This is a genomic window from Thiomonas sp. DCM-2 (genome assembly GCF_056820905.1).
Genome location: NZ_CM165962.1, coordinates 1228523 through 1244549 on the forward strand (window position 1 = coordinate 1228523; position 16027 = coordinate 1244549).

Annotated in this window: 12 protein-coding genes; 3 read left to right on the top strand and 9 right to left on the bottom strand. The window is 67.0% G+C overall.

Annotated elements, in window-relative coordinates:
* Positions 1-8 precede the first annotated feature (8 nt).
* The 6 genes from AC1ZQA_RS05945 to AC1ZQA_RS05970 form a co-directional block, all read right to left on the bottom strand.
* Complete coding sequence (locus AC1ZQA_RS05945) at positions 9-1040, bottom strand: ABC transporter substrate-binding protein (protein WP_482678895.1); 1032 nt, start codon at positions 1038-1040, stop codon at positions 9-11.
* Positions 1040-1804, bottom strand: a complete 765-nt coding sequence (locus AC1ZQA_RS05950) for an energy transducer TonB (protein WP_482678896.1) — start codon at positions 1802-1804, stop codon at positions 1040-1042. The genes AC1ZQA_RS05945 and AC1ZQA_RS05950 overlap by 1 nt, the downstream gene beginning before the upstream one ends.
* Positions 1801-2208 carry an ExbD/TolR family protein gene (locus tag AC1ZQA_RS05955; protein ID WP_482678897.1) on the bottom strand — a complete coding sequence of 136 codons (408 nt, stop codon included), beginning with the start codon at positions 2206-2208 and terminating at the stop codon, positions 1801-1803. The genes AC1ZQA_RS05950 and AC1ZQA_RS05955 overlap by 4 nt, the downstream gene beginning before the upstream one ends.
* A gap of 100 nt (positions 2209-2308) precedes the next feature.
* Complete coding sequence (locus tag AC1ZQA_RS05960) at positions 2309-3025, bottom strand: MotA/TolQ/ExbB proton channel family protein (protein ID WP_482678898.1); 717 nt, start codon at positions 3023-3025, stop codon at positions 2309-2311.
* 85 nt (positions 3026-3110) lie between these two features.
* Positions 3111-5465 carry a TonB-dependent receptor gene (locus AC1ZQA_RS05965; protein ID WP_482678899.1) on the bottom strand — a complete coding sequence of 785 codons (2355 nt, stop codon included), beginning with the start codon at positions 5463-5465 and terminating at the stop codon, positions 3111-3113.
* A 195-nt stretch (positions 5466-5660) separates the two neighbouring features.
* Positions 5661-6428 carry a winged helix-turn-helix domain-containing protein gene (locus AC1ZQA_RS05970; protein WP_482679280.1) on the bottom strand — a complete coding sequence of 256 codons (768 nt, stop codon included), beginning with the start codon at positions 6426-6428 and terminating at the stop codon, positions 5661-5663.
* A gap of 4 nt (positions 6429-6432) precedes the next feature.
* Here AC1ZQA_RS05970 and AC1ZQA_RS05975 point away from each other — a divergent pair, with 4 nt between their 5' ends.
* Both AC1ZQA_RS05975 and AC1ZQA_RS05980 read left to right on the top strand, forming a co-directional pair.
* Positions 6433-7707, top strand: coding sequence for an IS256 family transposase (locus tag AC1ZQA_RS05975; RefSeq protein ID WP_482678367.1), 1275 nt, complete (start codon positions 6433-6435; stop codon positions 7705-7707).
* Positions 7708-7882: 175 nt separating this feature from the next.
* A complete protein-coding gene (locus tag AC1ZQA_RS05980; RefSeq protein ID WP_482678900.1) occupies positions 7883-8731 on the top strand; it encodes a DMT family transporter in 849 nt (282 codons plus the stop codon).
* A 45-nt stretch (positions 8732-8776) separates the two neighbouring features.
* Here the strand turns inward: AC1ZQA_RS05980 and AC1ZQA_RS05985 are convergent, their stop codons facing one another.
* Entirely contained in the window at positions 8777-9688 is a 912-nt protein-coding gene (locus tag AC1ZQA_RS05985; RefSeq protein WP_482678901.1) for an NAD(P)-dependent oxidoreductase, read from the bottom strand.
* A gap of 26 nt (positions 9689-9714) precedes the next feature.
* Entirely contained in the window at positions 9715-10989 is a 1275-nt protein-coding gene (locus tag AC1ZQA_RS05990; protein WP_482678902.1) for a putative Na+/H+ antiporter, read from the bottom strand.
* 161 nt (positions 10990-11150) lie between these two features.
* Here AC1ZQA_RS05990 and AC1ZQA_RS05995 point away from each other — a divergent pair, with 161 nt between their 5' ends.
* Positions 11151-14975 carry a DUF748 domain-containing protein gene (locus AC1ZQA_RS05995; RefSeq protein WP_482678903.1) on the top strand — a complete coding sequence of 1275 codons (3825 nt, stop codon included), beginning with the start codon at positions 11151-11153 and terminating at the stop codon, positions 14973-14975.
* Here the strand turns inward: AC1ZQA_RS05995 and AC1ZQA_RS06000 are convergent.
* Complete coding sequence (locus AC1ZQA_RS06000; RefSeq protein ID WP_482678904.1) at positions 14963-16006, bottom strand: DUF2235 domain-containing protein; 1044 nt, start codon at positions 16004-16006, stop codon at positions 14963-14965. The two genes, AC1ZQA_RS05995 and AC1ZQA_RS06000, sit on opposite strands and share 13 nt — an antisense overlap.
* Between the last annotated feature and the right edge of the window lie 21 nt (positions 16007-16027).

Below are 16027 nucleotides of genomic sequence, written 5' to 3' on the forward strand. Positions count from 1 at the left end.
TGGGCTGCTCAGCGCGCGATGTGCGCGGTGAACCAATCGATCACCTGCGGCTCCTTCGGCCCCCACACCGCCGGGTCGAGCACCAGCGGTTGCACCGTGCCGAGCCGCTTCAGGCTGGGAAGCGCAGCGGTGCCTTCGACCAAGGGTTCATAGTTCGAGTCGGCGTCGGGGTCGCCCTGTTGCATCGCCGCTTGTCCGGCAGGGGACAGCACCCATTGCACGAAACGCCGCGCCTGCTGCTGCAGCGGCCCGGTAGCGTGCTTGCCGATCGCCAGGTCCGACGGCAGCACGGTAGCCGGTGCCGGCGTGGCGATGCGCAGCTCGGGCATTTCATGCAGGAAGCCGATCGCCGCCGAGCTTTGCACCACGGCCGCGTCGATCTGGCCGTATTGCAGCGCGCGCAGGGTCACGCTGTTGGTCGGGAACACCTTGAGTCCGTTGGCCTTGAGGCGCTCGAAGTACGCTTCTCCCGGCCCCTGCCCGAAGTGCTGCAGCAGACCTGCGACCAGCGGATAGGTCGGGCCGGAGATGGCTGGGTTGTCCATCCCGACCTTGCCGCGCAGCGCAGGTCGGGTCAGATCGTCCCAGGTTCTGGGCCAGTCGGTCTCGGCAATCGCCTTGGGGTTGTAGAGAATGACCCCGGCATAGGTCACGCCCACCGGCAGCCAGCAATGACTGGGCGGCACGAGTTGCTCACCCAGCACGGTGTAGCGCACGGCGGGTGACCAGCCGCATTGCAACAGGCCCTGCGCGGCAAAGGTCTGCATCGCTTGGTTGCCGTCGAGCCAGAGCACATCCCATTGTGGGTTGCGCGCTTCGGCCTGGACGCGCGCGAGCAGCGGGCCGGTGCTCAGATGGATGAGGTTGACCGGGATGCCGGTCGCCTTGGTGAAGGCTTGCGCAACATGCTGGTCGTAGCCCATCGCACCATACACGGTGAGGCTGGCGGCGTGGGCCGTGCCCAGGGCGGCACAGCACAGCGTGGCGCCGGTCACAAGGCGCCGCAGGCCGCGTGGACGTCTGCAAAGAAAGGGGGACATCAGGAATCGCTCAGGTGAAACCGCACCCAGATCGTGAAGGCCATGGACTTGCCTTGCAGTTCCCGGGGTGTCGCAGGGTAGGGGGCGTTGCGGACCGCGTCGAGCGCGGCATGGTCGAGCACGTCGGCGCCGCTGGACGTGAGCACGCGCAGATGGCTGACGGTGCCATCCTGGAAGTCGAAACCCACCAGCGTCTTGCCGGTGAGCTGCATCATCTTCGCAGCCTGCGGATAGCGCACAGCGGCCTGAATGGCACTGCGCAGTTCCGCCTCGAACGTGGCCTTGATCGAGGCCACATCCGGCGCCGCAGGTGCGGGCGGCGGTGGCGGGGCGGGTGGCGTGGGGGCGGCCACGGGCATGGCTGGCTTGGTGTCGGGCGCAGGGGCCGGAGGCGCCTCGACCTTGGGCATGGGCTGGGGCGCGGGCTGCGTCGGGGGCTGCACCGGCTTGGGCTGCACCGGCCTGGGTTGCACCTTGTGGACCATGGGCCTGGGCAGCGGTTTGACCACAGGCTTGGGCACAGGCTTGGGCTCCGGGGGCTTGGGTGCCGGTGGCGCGACCGTCTTGGGCGCGGGCTTGGGCGCCTCGAGCACGATCTGGATCGGCGGTGGTGGAGGCGGCGGCGCGGGGTGGTTGCTCCACCAGACGACGGCGCCGATCAGCGCAACTTCAAGCAGCAGCGCCGCAAGCGCCGCCACCGGCCAGCGTTTGCCGTCCTCGTCGTCGCGCCACGGAGCGGGCGCATGCTGCAGCACCGCGCTCATTGCCCGCTGTCCCCGGCTTGCCTTGCGGCCAGACCGATCTTGGTAACTCCGGCCACGCGGCAGGCATCCATGACCGCCATGAGCTGTTGCAGCGACACATCTTCCTCACCGGCGATGGTGACCTGCAGTGCATCCGTGTCCGGCTTGCTCTTGAGCAGCGCGGTGAGCTGCTGCGCAGTCAGCACCTTGCTGTCGACATGGATGGCGCCGTCCTTGTCCACGGCCAGCGTGATCTGCGGCTTGGGCATGCTCTGCGCCGTGCTGCTGGTGGGCAGGCGCGAGGTGATGCCGGCGTCGGGAATCATGTGCAGGGTCACCATGATGAAAAACACCAGCAGGAAAAACATGATGTCGATCATCGGAATGATCTCGATGCGTGCCTTCTTGGCTTCAAAATATTTCATGGGCGGTCCAGCAAAAATGCCGCGGCAGTGACGCCGCAGCCCAAGCGTGCGAACTCCAGCGCACGCGACCTGGAGAGGTTCGGGAACAGCAGCGCCAGGGTCAGGCCATCTTCTGCTGCAGCACCGGTGAGGGTTGCAGCGCCGGGCGCACGCCCTGTCCGTTATGCGTCACCACCACCGGGCGCACGCCGCCTTCGCGGTAATGCGGATACATGCGGTTGGAGAGCATGAGCTTGATGCGCTCCAACTGGTGCATCACCAGACGCACGCGCTGGTTGAGCGCGTTGAATGCCACCAGCCCGAGCACCGCGATGAACAGGCCTGCCGCCGTGGCCAGCAGCGCCTCGCCGACGCCGCCGGTGACCGCCTGCGTCGCCGCGCCGGGGTTGGACAGCGCCGAGAAGGTGTTGAACATGCCGATGATGGTGCCCAGCAACCCCAGCAGCGGCGCCAGGGTGACGATGGTGTCGAGCACCCACAACCCGCGGTCGATGCGCGGTGCCTGATCCATCACCGCTTCTTCCAGCCGGTCGGAGAAGTGGTCGAGCGGGTCGGCCAGGTCATGCTGCAGGGCGACGGCGACAACCTGCGCCGCAGGCGAGCCGGCGTCGGCCTCGACCTTGGCCTTGAGCTGATTCGCGTCCACGTGCGCATGGCTCTTGAGCTCCCGCACCCAGCCCTTGGCCGAGGCCAGCATGCGCAAAATCGCCCAGAAACGCTCGACGCTGACCGCCAGCGCGACGAACAGCAGCAGCGCCATGATGTAGAGAATCCCGCCCGAGGTCTGGGCAAGGTGGATGAGGGTGTCGAACGACATGGTTGAACTCCGGTGGAAACAGCAAAACCGTGGACGCTAACCGGGTGTTGTGACAGCACGAAGAAACCCGGCCGTCATGTTGGATTTACTCGAAGGGCACGGAGAAATTGACCATCACACTGCGGCCGGCCGTGGTGTAGAACAGCGGGATGCCGTTTCCGGTGCTGCCGGCGTAGCTGCTGATCTTGGTGTTGTTGAACAGGTTGAACACCTGCACCCCGACCTTGGTGCCGTGCGGCAGCATGCCGGCGCTCTCGACGGTGTAGTTGACTGCCGCATTGACGATGGTCGACGATGGGATTTGATACACCGGGGTGTTGTTGTTCTTGGTGTCGATCGCACCGTAGGTGCTGCCGATGTATTTGCCGATCAGCGAGGCATACCACGGGCCGCGGTTGTAGATCAGGCCGAGCGCTGCGGTCTTGTCGGGGACTTTGGCCAATTGCAGGCCGTTGGAATCTTGCCGGGCACGGTTGTACGACGCATTGGCGTAGGTGCTGAAGCCGCCGCCGACGTAATAGGTTGCCTCGCCTTCCACGCCACGGTACCTGGTGCCGCCGATATTGGTGAAAAAGGTGTTGCTTCCCACCTTGACCTGCTGCACCTGATTGCTGAAGTCGATGGCGTACACATCACCCGACAGGGTCAGGCGCTGGCTGCGCCAGGTGGTGCCGATCTGGTAATTGGTCGTCTGCTCGGGCTCCACACCACTGGTTCCGAGCGACGGATTGGGGATGTAGTACAGGTTTTCGTTCGGTGCCAGATACCCCTTGGCCGCCTGCGCGTAGGCGCTCCAGTTCGGCGCGATGGCGTAGTGCAGTTCCACGGCCGGCAGCAGCTTGCTCCAGGTCTGGCTGTAGTCCAGCGGCTGCTTGCTCTTTTGTTCGATCGGTGCCTTGTCGTGGCGCTGGAACCAGGCATATTTCACCCCGCCGCGCAACTGCAGCTGACTGGTGATGTCCCAGTCATACTGCACATACGGCTGGGCGACGGTGAGCGTGCCGTTGATCAGGCGGTCGATCGCCTTGCTGTAGCCGTTCGGATAGACGCTGCCGGGCTTGACGTTGAACGCGTCGTTATTGGAGAAGTCGATCTCCGCCTGGTAGCGGTGGTAGGTCTGGTAGTTCGCCCACAGACCATAGTGCAGCTCGCCTGGGCCGAGGGCTTGCTTCAAGCGCAGCAGGTCACCCCAGTTGCGATAGTTCAGGTACATCTGCTGGCCCGGAATGTTGTTGGCACCATAGACCGTGCCGTTGGGCGTGTCATATCCCTTGGGGAAGGTGCCGTCCGGGTTGAGGCAGTTGACCTGGCCGTCATCGCAGCCGCCGCCATTCGGGTCCAGGCCGTTCCAACCGCTGTGGTAGTAGGCGTAGGTGTAGAGCTTGTTGTCGACCTGCACATTGCCGATGGTCGACTTCAGCCCGAGGTATTCGAAGTCGGTCTGGAAGTCGTCGTAGTTGTAGCCGGTGTACGCCTGGCTCTGCGGATTGCTGCTCAGGCCGTAGTTCGGCCCAAACTGCTGGATCTGGCCGGGCAGACTGCTGGTGTAGGGTGGCTTCTGTGGGGCAACGTAGGGAAAGGATGTCGCGCCGACGATGGCGGCGTTGCTGCCGCTGTTGCGGTTGAACATCGATACGAAGGTCAGCAGGGTGTTGTCGCCGACCGGCTTTTCCAGCTTGAAGAACAGATTCTTGCGGTCGATGTTGGCCCCGGTGAGATAGCCGTCGCTCTTGAGCTGGCGATAGTCGAGATAGGCGCGGGCGTCGCCCCAGTTGTTCATCAGCCCCGTGTTGAATGCGGCGCCGAGCAGTTTGGTGTTGAAACTGCCGATGCTGCCGTAGACCCGGGCCGACGCCTTGTCCGACGGTTCGATGGTGGAGATCGCGATGGTGCCGCCAAAGGTGGCATAGCCCACGGTCGAGGCATTGCCCGGGCCACGATCGACAGTGATGCTGCCAATGTCCTGCGGCATGAAGTATTCAGCCGAGTGGTGCGTGAAGTCGTTGGCGTCTCCCACCGGGATGCCGTCCCAGGTCAGGTTGTACTGGCCATCGGTGAACCCCCGAATGCTCAGCCCCTTGCTGTTGCCAAGCCCCGGGCCGTTGGGTTCGATGTCGACCACGCTCGGCGCGATGCTGACGATGTCGCTGTAATCTGCAGTTTGCGACTGTGTGTTGTCGATGTAATGCTTGCTGATGATGGACTGCGGCTGCGCCGCCTTGAGCGAGCCTTGCGTGGGTGCCTGCTGCGGCGCGCTGTCCTGTTTGGCCTTTTCGCGCTCGGCGGCAGTCTGGTCACTGCCCTGTGTGCCGGCCTGCACCGTGCCCAGACTTTCCGGGGCAGTCTGGGCGTGGGCAGCAGCAAAGGGCAGGGCGAGCAGGGCGGCGAGGATGGACTGGGTGAGTCGCGTTTGCTTGAAGGCGGGACGATGGCGAGACATGGCAGCTTGCTTCCTTTGGACAATCGGCGGGAGTGGGTTGACGAATGCCGTCATTCCATTCCTCGGATATGTCCGAAGGGTTGCAGGAACCTGACCGAAATCTGTCCGACGCTGTCGAAGATGTACACAAATGTTGACAGTACGAATGTTTCTCTGCTGCCTGCCCGATTGGTGCGATTCACACAGCGATGCCGGTCAATCGTGACCTGTCGGCATGTCCGCTGCGGCCCAGCGGTAGCCCGCGCCGTGCACGGTCTGCACCCGGTGATGCAGACCCAGGGGACGCAAAAGGCGGCGCAAGCGGGCCACTGCGGTGTGCACGGTCTCGGCGTGCGCCCGCGCCGGAATGTCCATGGCCAGCCGCAGTTCCTGGGTGCTCAGCACCTCGCCGACCCGCGCGCCCAGAGTCCACAGCAGGTGGAACTGCTGCGCCGGGAGGTGCAGCCACGGGCTACCCTGCAGGTGGAGTTTCCGGGTCTGGGCGTGCAGTTGCAGGTGCGGCAGCAATTGCATGCTGCCCTCGGGCTGCGGGGCGATGCGTTCGCGCAGGCGGGCGAGCTGGGTGCGGATCAGAAGCGGTGGGCTGTCGAGGGGCAGCAGGGCGTCTGCGCCGGCTTTCAGTGCGGCCATGGCGCCTGGTGAGGCGCAGTCCGGCAGAAAGACGATGACCCCCGGCAACCTGCCACCGACACGCTGGCGCAGGCGCATCAGCCAGTTGGTCAGCGCCTGCACATCCTCGCCACTGGCGGCCAGCACGGCCCAGGCGTCGCCGGTCTGCAGGCGGTGCAGCGCCTCGTCGGCATCGACCGGCTGGCTATTGCCATCCTGGCACGATGCGGCTGCAGAGGCGAAGCGCAGCGACGGCGATGTCCCGAACTCTGTTGAACGGATAGTGTGAAGGTGGCGGCTCCTTTCACCCGCATGCGAGCATGCGGGTGCCTCGCAAGCAAAGAAAGGAGCCACCAAGATGAAGTCTCGCACGAAGTCCAAGGCGCGCGCATGCGCGCAGCCCCAAGTTCAGATCTCGATGCCATTACAAGGCGTTTTGCAGGACGTGCAGCAAGCGTTTTACGGGCTGTGCATCGAAGCCGGTCGGCGGGTTCTGGACGTGATGATGGAAGCCGACCGAGAGGCGTTGTGCGGTCCCAAGGGCGTGCCCGATGCCCAGCGTCGCGCCGTGCGCGGCGGGCACACCAGCAGCCGCGTGGTGCTGGGCGGGCAGCGCATCGACATTCGCCGGCCAAGGGCACGCGCCCTCGATGGCGGGGAACTTCCCCTGCCCACGTTTGCCTGGGCGGCAGGGGCCGACCCGCTCAATGCGGCCACGCTGTCGGCGGTGGCCGCTGGGGTGTCCACGCGGCGCTACGCCAGCACGCTGGGTCCGCTGCCACCCAAGGTGCGCCGCTCGTGTGCGTCCAAGAGCGCCGTGTCGCGCCGCTTCAAAGAACTCAGCCAGCAGCAGCTTGACGCCTGGCTGAACCGGCGGCTCGACACCTTGGATCTGCCCGTCATCATGATTGATGGCATCCACTTTGCCGATCGCGTGGTCCTCATCGCCTTGGGGGTCGATGCGCGCGCGGGCAAGCATGTCCTGGGGATTCGCGAGGGCTCCAGCGAAGCCGCCCGCGTCGTGGCCGCCTTGTTGTCCGATCTCATCGACCGCGGCCTCGATGCCCAGCGCCCACGGCTGTGGGTGGTCGACGGCGGCAAGGCGCTGCGCCGCGCCATCACGCAAACCTTCGGCGCCGCAGCCCTCATCCAGCGCTGCCAGGAGCACAAGCGTCGCAACGTCCTCGATCACCTGCCCAAGACCCTGCACGCCAGCGTCAACCGCGCGCTGCGCGATGCCTATGCGGCCAGCGACGCCGACCTGGCTCGGCGCCAGCTGCAACGTCTGGCCAGCTCTCTGGCCTCCAGGCACCCCGGGGCTGCCACCAGCTTGCGCGAGGGCCTGGAGGACACACTGACCTTGCAGACCCTGGGGATCACCGGCGCGCTGTACCGCACCCTGCGCACGACCAACCCGATCGAGAACCTCAACGGACTGGTCGCCAGCTACACCCGAAACGTCAAGCGCTGGAGCGACGGGGCCATGGTGCTGCGCTGGGTTGCCAGCGCCTTGAACGACGCCGCTCCTCGCATGCGCCGATTGCGCGGCTGCGACCAGATGACGACCTTGTTGCACGCCCTCGCACAGCGCTCACCTGCTGACACCACACAGGGCGTTCAGCGCGTCGCGTAGCATCCCAATCCGGAGCCGTCACTCACCACCGTTCAACAGCGAACGGGACATCGCCCGCAGCGACAGGACGGAGTGTTTGGTGGAACTGGACACGGGCGGGTGAAGAAGACTGGGCAGCAGTCTGCGTGACCATCGTGACGCGTTTGTGACGGACGCGCCCACTACCATCCGCCAGATGCAGCGCACCGCCCAAGCCAACCTCTACGCCCTCGGCGCCATTGCGCTGTGGGCCAGTCTGGCCACGCTGGGCGTGGCGCTGTCGCACGTCCCGGCGTTTGCGCTCACCGGGCTGGCGCTGATTGTCGGCAGTCTGCCCACCTGGGCGCGCTGGCGACAGTGGCGGGTGTCGGGCGCGGCGCTCGCGCTCGGCGTGTACGGGCTGTTCGGATTTCACTTTCTGCTGTTCATCGCGCTGCGCTCGGCGCCGCCGGTGCAGGCCAATCTGGTGAACTATCTGTGGCCCTTGTTCATCGTGGTGCTGGCGCCGCTGCTGCTGCCAGGGCTGCGCCTTCGGCCTGTCCATGTGCTGGCCGCAGGGCTGGGTTTTGTGGGTGCGGCGCTGGCGATCCTGGGCGGGCGCTCGCTCAACGCGGCCTGGGCCTGGGGTTACCTGCCCGCACTGGGCTCGGCGCTGGTGTGGGCGACGTTTTCACTCGGCAGCCGCCGCATGGCGCAGGCTGGACGCGGGTTTCCCACCGTGGCGCTGGGGCTGTTCGGCCTGGTGTCGGGCGGGCTGGCGCTGGGTTGCCATGCGCTGCTCGAACCCGCCGTGCATCTGAATCTGCGCGATGGCGCGCTGATCGTGCTGATGGGGCTGGGGCCGCTGGGCGGGGCATTTCTGTTGTGGGACCGCGCGCTCAAGCTCGGCGACCCGCGCACCATCGGGGTGTTGAGCTACATCACCCCGCTGGCCTCCACATTGCTGCTCATTCTCGTCACCGGGCGGGCGTTCACCCTCTGGATCGGTCTGGCCGCGCTGCTGATCGTCGGCGCCGCGTTGCTGGCGATGCGCGCGAAAGACTGACGACCGACGCCGATCGATTCGGTCCCCGATGTTCTTTGCGCCGGATCAATCGCGTGGCTTGGCGTCGCGCAGACGGATCAGCAGCGACGAGGTGTCCAGCCGACCGCCGCCTGCGGCCTGCACATCGGCGTAGAACTGATCGACCAGCGCGAGCACCGGCAGGCGCGCGCCGTTGTTGCGGGCTTCGTTCAGGCACAGGCCGAAGTCCTTGCGCATCAGATCGACCGCAAAGCCGAAGTCATAGCGGCCTTCGATCATGGTCGGGCCGCGGTTGTCCATCTGCCAGCTCTGCGCCGCGCCCTTGCCGATGACCTGCAGCACGGTGTGCAGGTCGAGCCCGGCGCGCTCGCCAAAGGCCAGCGCCTCGGCCAGGCTCTGCACCACGCCGGCGATCGCGATCTGGTTGACCATCTTGCACAACTGCCCGGCGCCGTTGTCACCCAGGCGGTTGACCGCGCGGGCGTAGGCGGCAATCATGGGCTGCGCGCGCTCGAACGCCTGCGCATCGCCACCGCACATCACGGTCAGCGTGCCATGCTGCGCGCCGGCCTGCCCGCCCGAGACCGGGGCGTCGATGAACCACAGCCCCTGCTGGCGCGCGGCGGCGCCCAGCTCACGCGCCACATCGGCCGAGGTGGTGGTGTGGTCGACGAACACCGTGCCGGGCTGCATGCCGGCGAAGGCACCATCCGGGCCGAGGGTCACGGCGCGCAGGTCGTCGTCATTGCCGACGCAGCAAAACACGAATGCGGCGCTCACGGCAGCTTCGCGCGGCGTCGGCGCGGACGTGCCGCCGTTGCGTCGCACCCAGTCATGCGCCTTGCTGGCGGTGCGGTTGTAGACCGTGACCCGGTGCCCGGCGCGGGCCAGATGCCCGGCCATCGGGTCGCCCATGACGCCCAGGCCGAGGAAGGTGACGGAGGTCGCGGTCGTGTCTGCAGTGGTCTGTGTGCTCATGGTTGAAGGGAGGCGAAAGAGGGGATTCAGAGCAGCCAGAAGCAACTCATGGCAACGGCGGTGGGCAGCAGGGCCGCGCCCAGCAGGCCCAGCGGATGCACCGCGCCCTCGTCGAACTGGCTGCGCAGCAATGCGATGCCAGCGGGGTTGGGCGCATTGGCGATGACTGTCAGCCCGCCACCGCTGACCGCGCCGGCCACCAGCGCGTATTTGAACTCCGGGCTCAGGCCCTGCACCAGCGAGCCGAGGTAAGTGAGCGCCGCATTGTCGGTGATCGCGGTCAGCGCCGTGGCGCCAAAGAACACGGCGGTGGCATCCATGCGGGTGAGCAGGGGCTGCAGCCACCACTGCTGCAAGCCACCCAGCACCACCAGACCGCCGAGGAAAAAGCCGACCAGCATCGCTTCCTTGAGCATCGGCGGGTCTTGGTACCGCGCGTAGGCGGTGACGAAGCCGAGAAAGAACAACAGCAGCGGCAGGAACACCGGCGGATGGTGAGCAAACACCACCACCCCGACCAGAAACAGCACATGCACGAGGATGACGCTTGGCGGTGCGCGCAGCACGGTCTGTTCGGCGTTGGCGGTGTTGGTTTGCAGCCGGGCCAGCGCGCGGCGGAACAGCAGCGTGGCGCCCAGCGCGTTGATGCCGACTGCAAGGGCCGCCTTCCAGCCGAAGTGCGTGAGCATGAAGCCCAGGTCCCACTGCCAGGTCGAGGCGACCATCAGCACCGGCGGTGCAGCGAAATGGGTCAGCGTGCCGCCGATGGACACGTTGACGAACAGCACGCCCAGGGTGATGTATTTCAGCCGCAGCGGCACCGCTGCGCCGAAGATGCGCTCGCGCAGCAGCAACGCGGCCAGGGTCATCGCTGCAGGCTCGGTGATGAACGAGCCCAGCAGCGGCACCACGATCAGCACCAGGGGATAGAACATCAGCGCACCGGGCAGCGGCAGCGCCCGGCTGAGCAGATTCACCACATCGCCTGCCACCTGCAGGATGGGCCGGGTGCCCGCGACCACCATGATAGCAAACACGAACAGCGGTTCGGTGAAGTTGCGCGTATCGAGATATGCCACCGCCTCATGCTGGCCCATGGCGAAGAACAGGAACACCATCAGCACCATGGCCCAGAAGCCGAACACCACCTCGACCTCGCCGAGCAGATGCCACAGCCCGGCGTGCGCCGGCTGGCGGTGCGCCAGGCGCTCGAAGAACTTGGTCGAGAAGGTGTGGATCACCGCGATGGCGAACAGCGCGGCGCCGACGTACTGAACGAAAGCGGGGGTGGTATCGGGCATGGGCTGGGGCGATGTTGCGAGACGTTTCGTCCATGGTATCGGCACCCCGGATCAAACGGGATGGAGCAGCGCGACTGCCCGGCTTGCGCGACGGGGCCGGGATGCCGAAACCGTGCTCTGTCGCGCCATAATGCAGGGCATCGCCGATTTCGAGAGCCCGCATGTCCACGACAGCACACCCCATCTGGAACAGGCTGCGCCGCATCGTCCTGAGCCTGCCGGTGCTGATCGCCGCCGGGCTGTTCGTGCTCTATGTGGCGCTGGGCTATCTGGCTGTCGGGCCGCTGGCCGCGCACTACATCCCCAGGTTGGCGCAGTCGCAACTCGACAGCCGAGCGACTGTCGGCAAGGTGGCATTCGATCCGCTGCGGCTCGATCTGACGGTGGACAACCTGCGCCTGACCACGCCGCAGGGCGTGCCGCTGGCCGGGTTCGGCCGACTGTTCGTTGATTTCGCGCCGCAGAGCCTGTGGCGCTGGGCCTGGACCTTTCACCAGATCCGCATCGACCGGCCGCAGGTGAATGTGGCCATTGCGCAGGGCGGTGCGATGAACTGGGATGCGCTGGTGCGTGCACTCAGACGTGGCCCCAAGCCGGCCAAGCCCTCGGACACCATTCCCCGCGTGGTGATCGAGCAGCTGCAGATCGCAGGCGGCACACTGCGCTACGCCGACGCCAACCGCGATCATCCCTTTGAGACTGTTCTCACTCCGCTGAACCTGCAGGTGAGCGATCTGTCCACGCTGCCCAAGGCGCGCGGGCGGTACGCGCTGAGTCTGCTGCTGCCGCAGCAAAAGGCCACGCTGCGATGGACGGGCTACATCGGCATCAACCCGCTGGTTTCGGGCGGCGAGGCGGAGCTCACCGGGCTCGATCTGGCGGCGGCCGCGCGCGCGGTGCCGAATCTGGCCAGATCCGTGCAGATCGCCAGCGGCACCGCAGCGATCCGCGCGGCCTACAGCGTGGTGCTGGGCAACACCGGGGTGCAATGGGCAGTCAACGATCTGGGCGCGCAGGTTCGGACTCTCCGCGCGAAGGCGGCGGGTGCGGATCTGCAATGGCAAACCCTGCAACTGAACAAGGCCCGCATCGACGGCTCGGCGCAGACCGCGTCGCTGCAGGGCTTGGCGTTCGACGATCTGCAGGCCACCTTGGGGGCCAACGCGCTGGCGCTGAAGGCGGTGCAGCTGCAGGGCGCACAGCTCAACTGGGGCATGCGGCAGGCGGGCTTCGGGCCGCTGCGGCTGCTGGCAGTCCACGGGCAGATCGGCCAGGCCGCAGTGCAGGCGGCCAGTCTGCAGACCCAGCCGGGTACGGTCGATCTGGCCAAGCAGACCGTGCAACTGCCGCAGGCCGCGCTGCAGGACCTCCGGGTGCAGCCGCAGCAGGGAAAGGCAGCGCCTTGGCTGGACTTGCCCACGCTGGAGGTCGATGCGCTGCAGGCCGATCTGGCGCAGCACCACCTGCAGCTCGGCGCGGTGCAGCTCGACGCCGCCAGCCTGCGGCTGGCGCGGCTTGCGAACGGACAGATCGATCTGTTGCAGGCCATGCGCACCGCTGCGGCCAAGACGGGGACGCCCGCGCCACAGCCGACGGCGCCGGGCAAGACCGCCGCAAGCCCGGCGGCGGGCTGGACTGTGGCCGTGCAGCGCGTCGCCACCCGGCTGCAGACCGTGGACTACACCGACCAGAGTTTTCAGTCGCCGTTTCACCTGCAACTCAAGGATGCGACGATCGATACCGCGATCCGGGCCACGCTGCCCGCAGGCGGCCCGGCGCAGCTTCAGGCCAGCGATCTGCGGCTGAAGCTCGGTGCGATGCAGGCGGAAAGCAGTGCCCAGCCTCTGGCGCGCTGGAGCAGCGTGCAACTCGGCCCGACCCAGATCGACCTTCCCGGCGCGGGCGCGCCGCGCATCCAGGCCGGGGCGCTGAGCGTGGACGGGCTGCATGCCCAGGTGTTGCTGGATCAATCCGGGCTGAACTGGGCGCAGGCGTTCAGGCCGGTAGCGGCTGCCGTGAAGCCCGGCAAGGCAGCTCCGTCCTCCACGTCCCCTGATGTCGTGCTCAAGAGCCTGACGCTGCGCAATCTGTCTGCCGAGCTCACCGACCGCACCGCGCCCGAGCCGATCCGCCTCGACCTGATTCAGGGCCAGGCCAGCGCGCAAAACCTCAGCCTCGACTTGCGCAAGCCCGTACCGGTGCAACTGCGCTTTGCGCTCAAGCAGGGCGGGCAGTTCAGCGCCCGCGGGCAAATCGCACCGCAGCCGCTGGCCGGCAACCTGCAGGTGCAGATGCAGCAATTCGCGCTGTTGCCGTTCGGCAGTCTGCTCAAGCCCTATGTGCGGCTGCTGCTCACCAGTGGCACGGCCTCGGCGAATGGCACGCTGCGCCTGCGCGCAGGCCAGGGCGCCGCGCCGCAGGTGACTTATCAGGGCGCCGCGCAGGTGGACAACCTCGCGTTGGTCGAACCCGATGGGCGCACGCCGTTTCTCGGCTGGCGCAAGCTCGCCGCCAGCGGCATGACCATGGGCACCGCGCCACTGTCGGTGGCCATCACCGATCTGCAGGCGGTGCAGCCCTATGGCCGCATCGTCCTCAACCCGGACCGCACCCTGAATGTGCAGGCCATTCTGCTGACGCGCAAACCGGCGGCAGTGCCGACGCCCGCGGCGAGTGAACAGCACGGCGAGGACAAGCCCTTGCCGCTGGCGCTGCGCATCGACCGCACTGCGATTGAAGACGCCGATGTGGACTTCACCGACCAGTCGATCAAGCCGGACTTCCGCGTGCGCATGCAGAAACTCTCCGGGGTGATCAACGGCCTGTCCGATGCGCCGGACAGCAGCGCGCAGATCGAACTCGACGGCCAGGTGAACGACTACGGCCAGGCCAAGGTGCGCGGGCGGCTGCAGCCCTTTCGCGCGACCAACGCCACAGACGTCACGCTCGATCTGCGCAACCTCGACATGGCGGCGATCTCGCCGTACTCGGGCAAGTTCGCCGGGCGCACGATTGAGTCGGGGCGGCTCGATGCCCGGCTGGAATACAAGATCCAGAAGGCGCAGATGCAGGGCGACAACCAGTTCACCATCACCCGCCTGAAGCTCGGCCCCCATGTCGATAGCCCCGGCGCGGTGAACCTGCCGCTCGACCTGGCCATTGCCGTGCTGGAAAACAGCGACGGGGTGATCGACATCAACCTGCCGGTGCATGGCGACCTGAACAACCCCAAGTTCAGCTACGGCGGCATCATCTGGCAGGCCATTGTCAACGTGCTGACCAAGATCGTCACCGCGCCGTTCCGCGCCCTGGGTGCACTGTTCGGCGGCGGAAGCGGCCATCCACCGCAGGATGTGCACTTCGCGCCCGGCAGCGCGGAGCTGTCGCCGCCAGAGCGCGAAAAGCTGCTGCAGATCGCGCAGGCGCTGGCCAAGCGTCCCCGTCTGGAACTGCAGGTGCCGCCTGCCCTCGATCCCGCGCTCGATACCGCCGCGCTGCAGGACGCCGCAGTGCGGCGGCAGGTGCTGGCCCGGCTGGGCGTGACCGTGCCGCCCGACGCCAACCCGGGCCCGCTCGATCTGGGCAGCGCGCGCACGCGCAATGCGATCGATGCGCTCTTCCTCGACCAGCAGCCGACCAGTGCGCTCGACACACTGAAAAAATCGCTGCCCAAGGACGGCAAGGAAGAACACCCGCTGCAGCATGCGCTGCTGGCGCAACTGGCCAAGGCCGTGGTCATTCCGCAGACCGCACTGGATGCGCTGGCACAGGCGCGGGCCAGGGCCGTGGCTGCGGCACTGACCACCGGCGCGGGTGCACTGCCGGCCGCGCGGGTGCAGATCGGCCCCGCCGCCAGGACAGAGAACGAGAACGGGGCGCAGAAAGACGTGGTGCTCAAGCTGGGCCTGGGCACAGCGTCAGCGGCTGGCCCGGCCGCGGCGGCGTCCCCCGCCGCCGTGCCCGCTGCGGTGCCTCAGGGCAGGTAGGTCACCGGCCGCATTGCCAGAAAACGCTCCAGCGCGGGCGGGCGGTAGTCCGAAAGCGCCGAGTGGCGGCTGAGCGTGGAGGTATGCACGCCCTCGCGCCCGACCGGATTGGTCTGCCCCGGCTGGCGCTCGCGCTGGCCCAGCAGGCGGTAGAACAGGGTCATGCTGTCGCCCATCGGCGCAGCGGGGTCGCCGTGTGGCGGCAGCAGCGATGCGTCCAGCGCCAGGCCGCAGCGGCTGGCGCGGTCGGCCATCCACAGCAGCGCGCCGTCGGACAGGCCGGTGAGCGTCTGCCCACCGCCGACGTCGCCATGCACGCCGGGAAACCAGGCCTGCTCGACCACCTGATCGGTGGCATGGCTCTGGGTCTGCCACAGCGTGGGGGTGAAGGGCTTGCGCCGCTCGTCCAGCGCCAGGGCCTGATAGCCGTAGCGCACATGGCTGCTCAGTGCCACGTCGTGGAATTCATACAGATGCTTGGTCCAGAAGCGCAGCGGCGTGACCGGAATGCCCAGCGCGCCCACCGTGTCCCACACCCCGATGAGCTCGATCGGCGCATCCGGCCAGGAATAGGCCTCGCGGAAGACGACCGACTGCGGCGCATCCGGGTGGCTGTCGGGCGTGCGGTCGCGGTAGAGCGCGTAGGCGTCGCCGATGCGATCGGCGAACTGCGGCCGCAGGATGCCGCAATTGCGGATCATCCCGGCCACGCTGCGCACGGTATAGGCCCCGCGGCTGTAACCGAACAGGAAGAGCTGATCGCCCGGAGCATAGTTCTGCACCAGAAACAGGTAGAGCGCGCGGATATTGGCCGAGATGCCCATGCCGAACGCGCCGCCGGTGAGCCTGTCCCACAGCCCGCCCTGTTCGCCCAGGCCCTTCTGGTAGAACACGACCTGATCGACGCCGAACGCATCCTGCGGCGCGACCGCCACCGAGAGCTTGACCACATTGGTCGGCGTTGGGGTGTGGCCGTCATTCTGGTCGGGCTTGCTCCAGGTGCCGTCGGCAAACAGGGCGATGCGCTTCATCTCGCAATGTCTCCTTGCAGC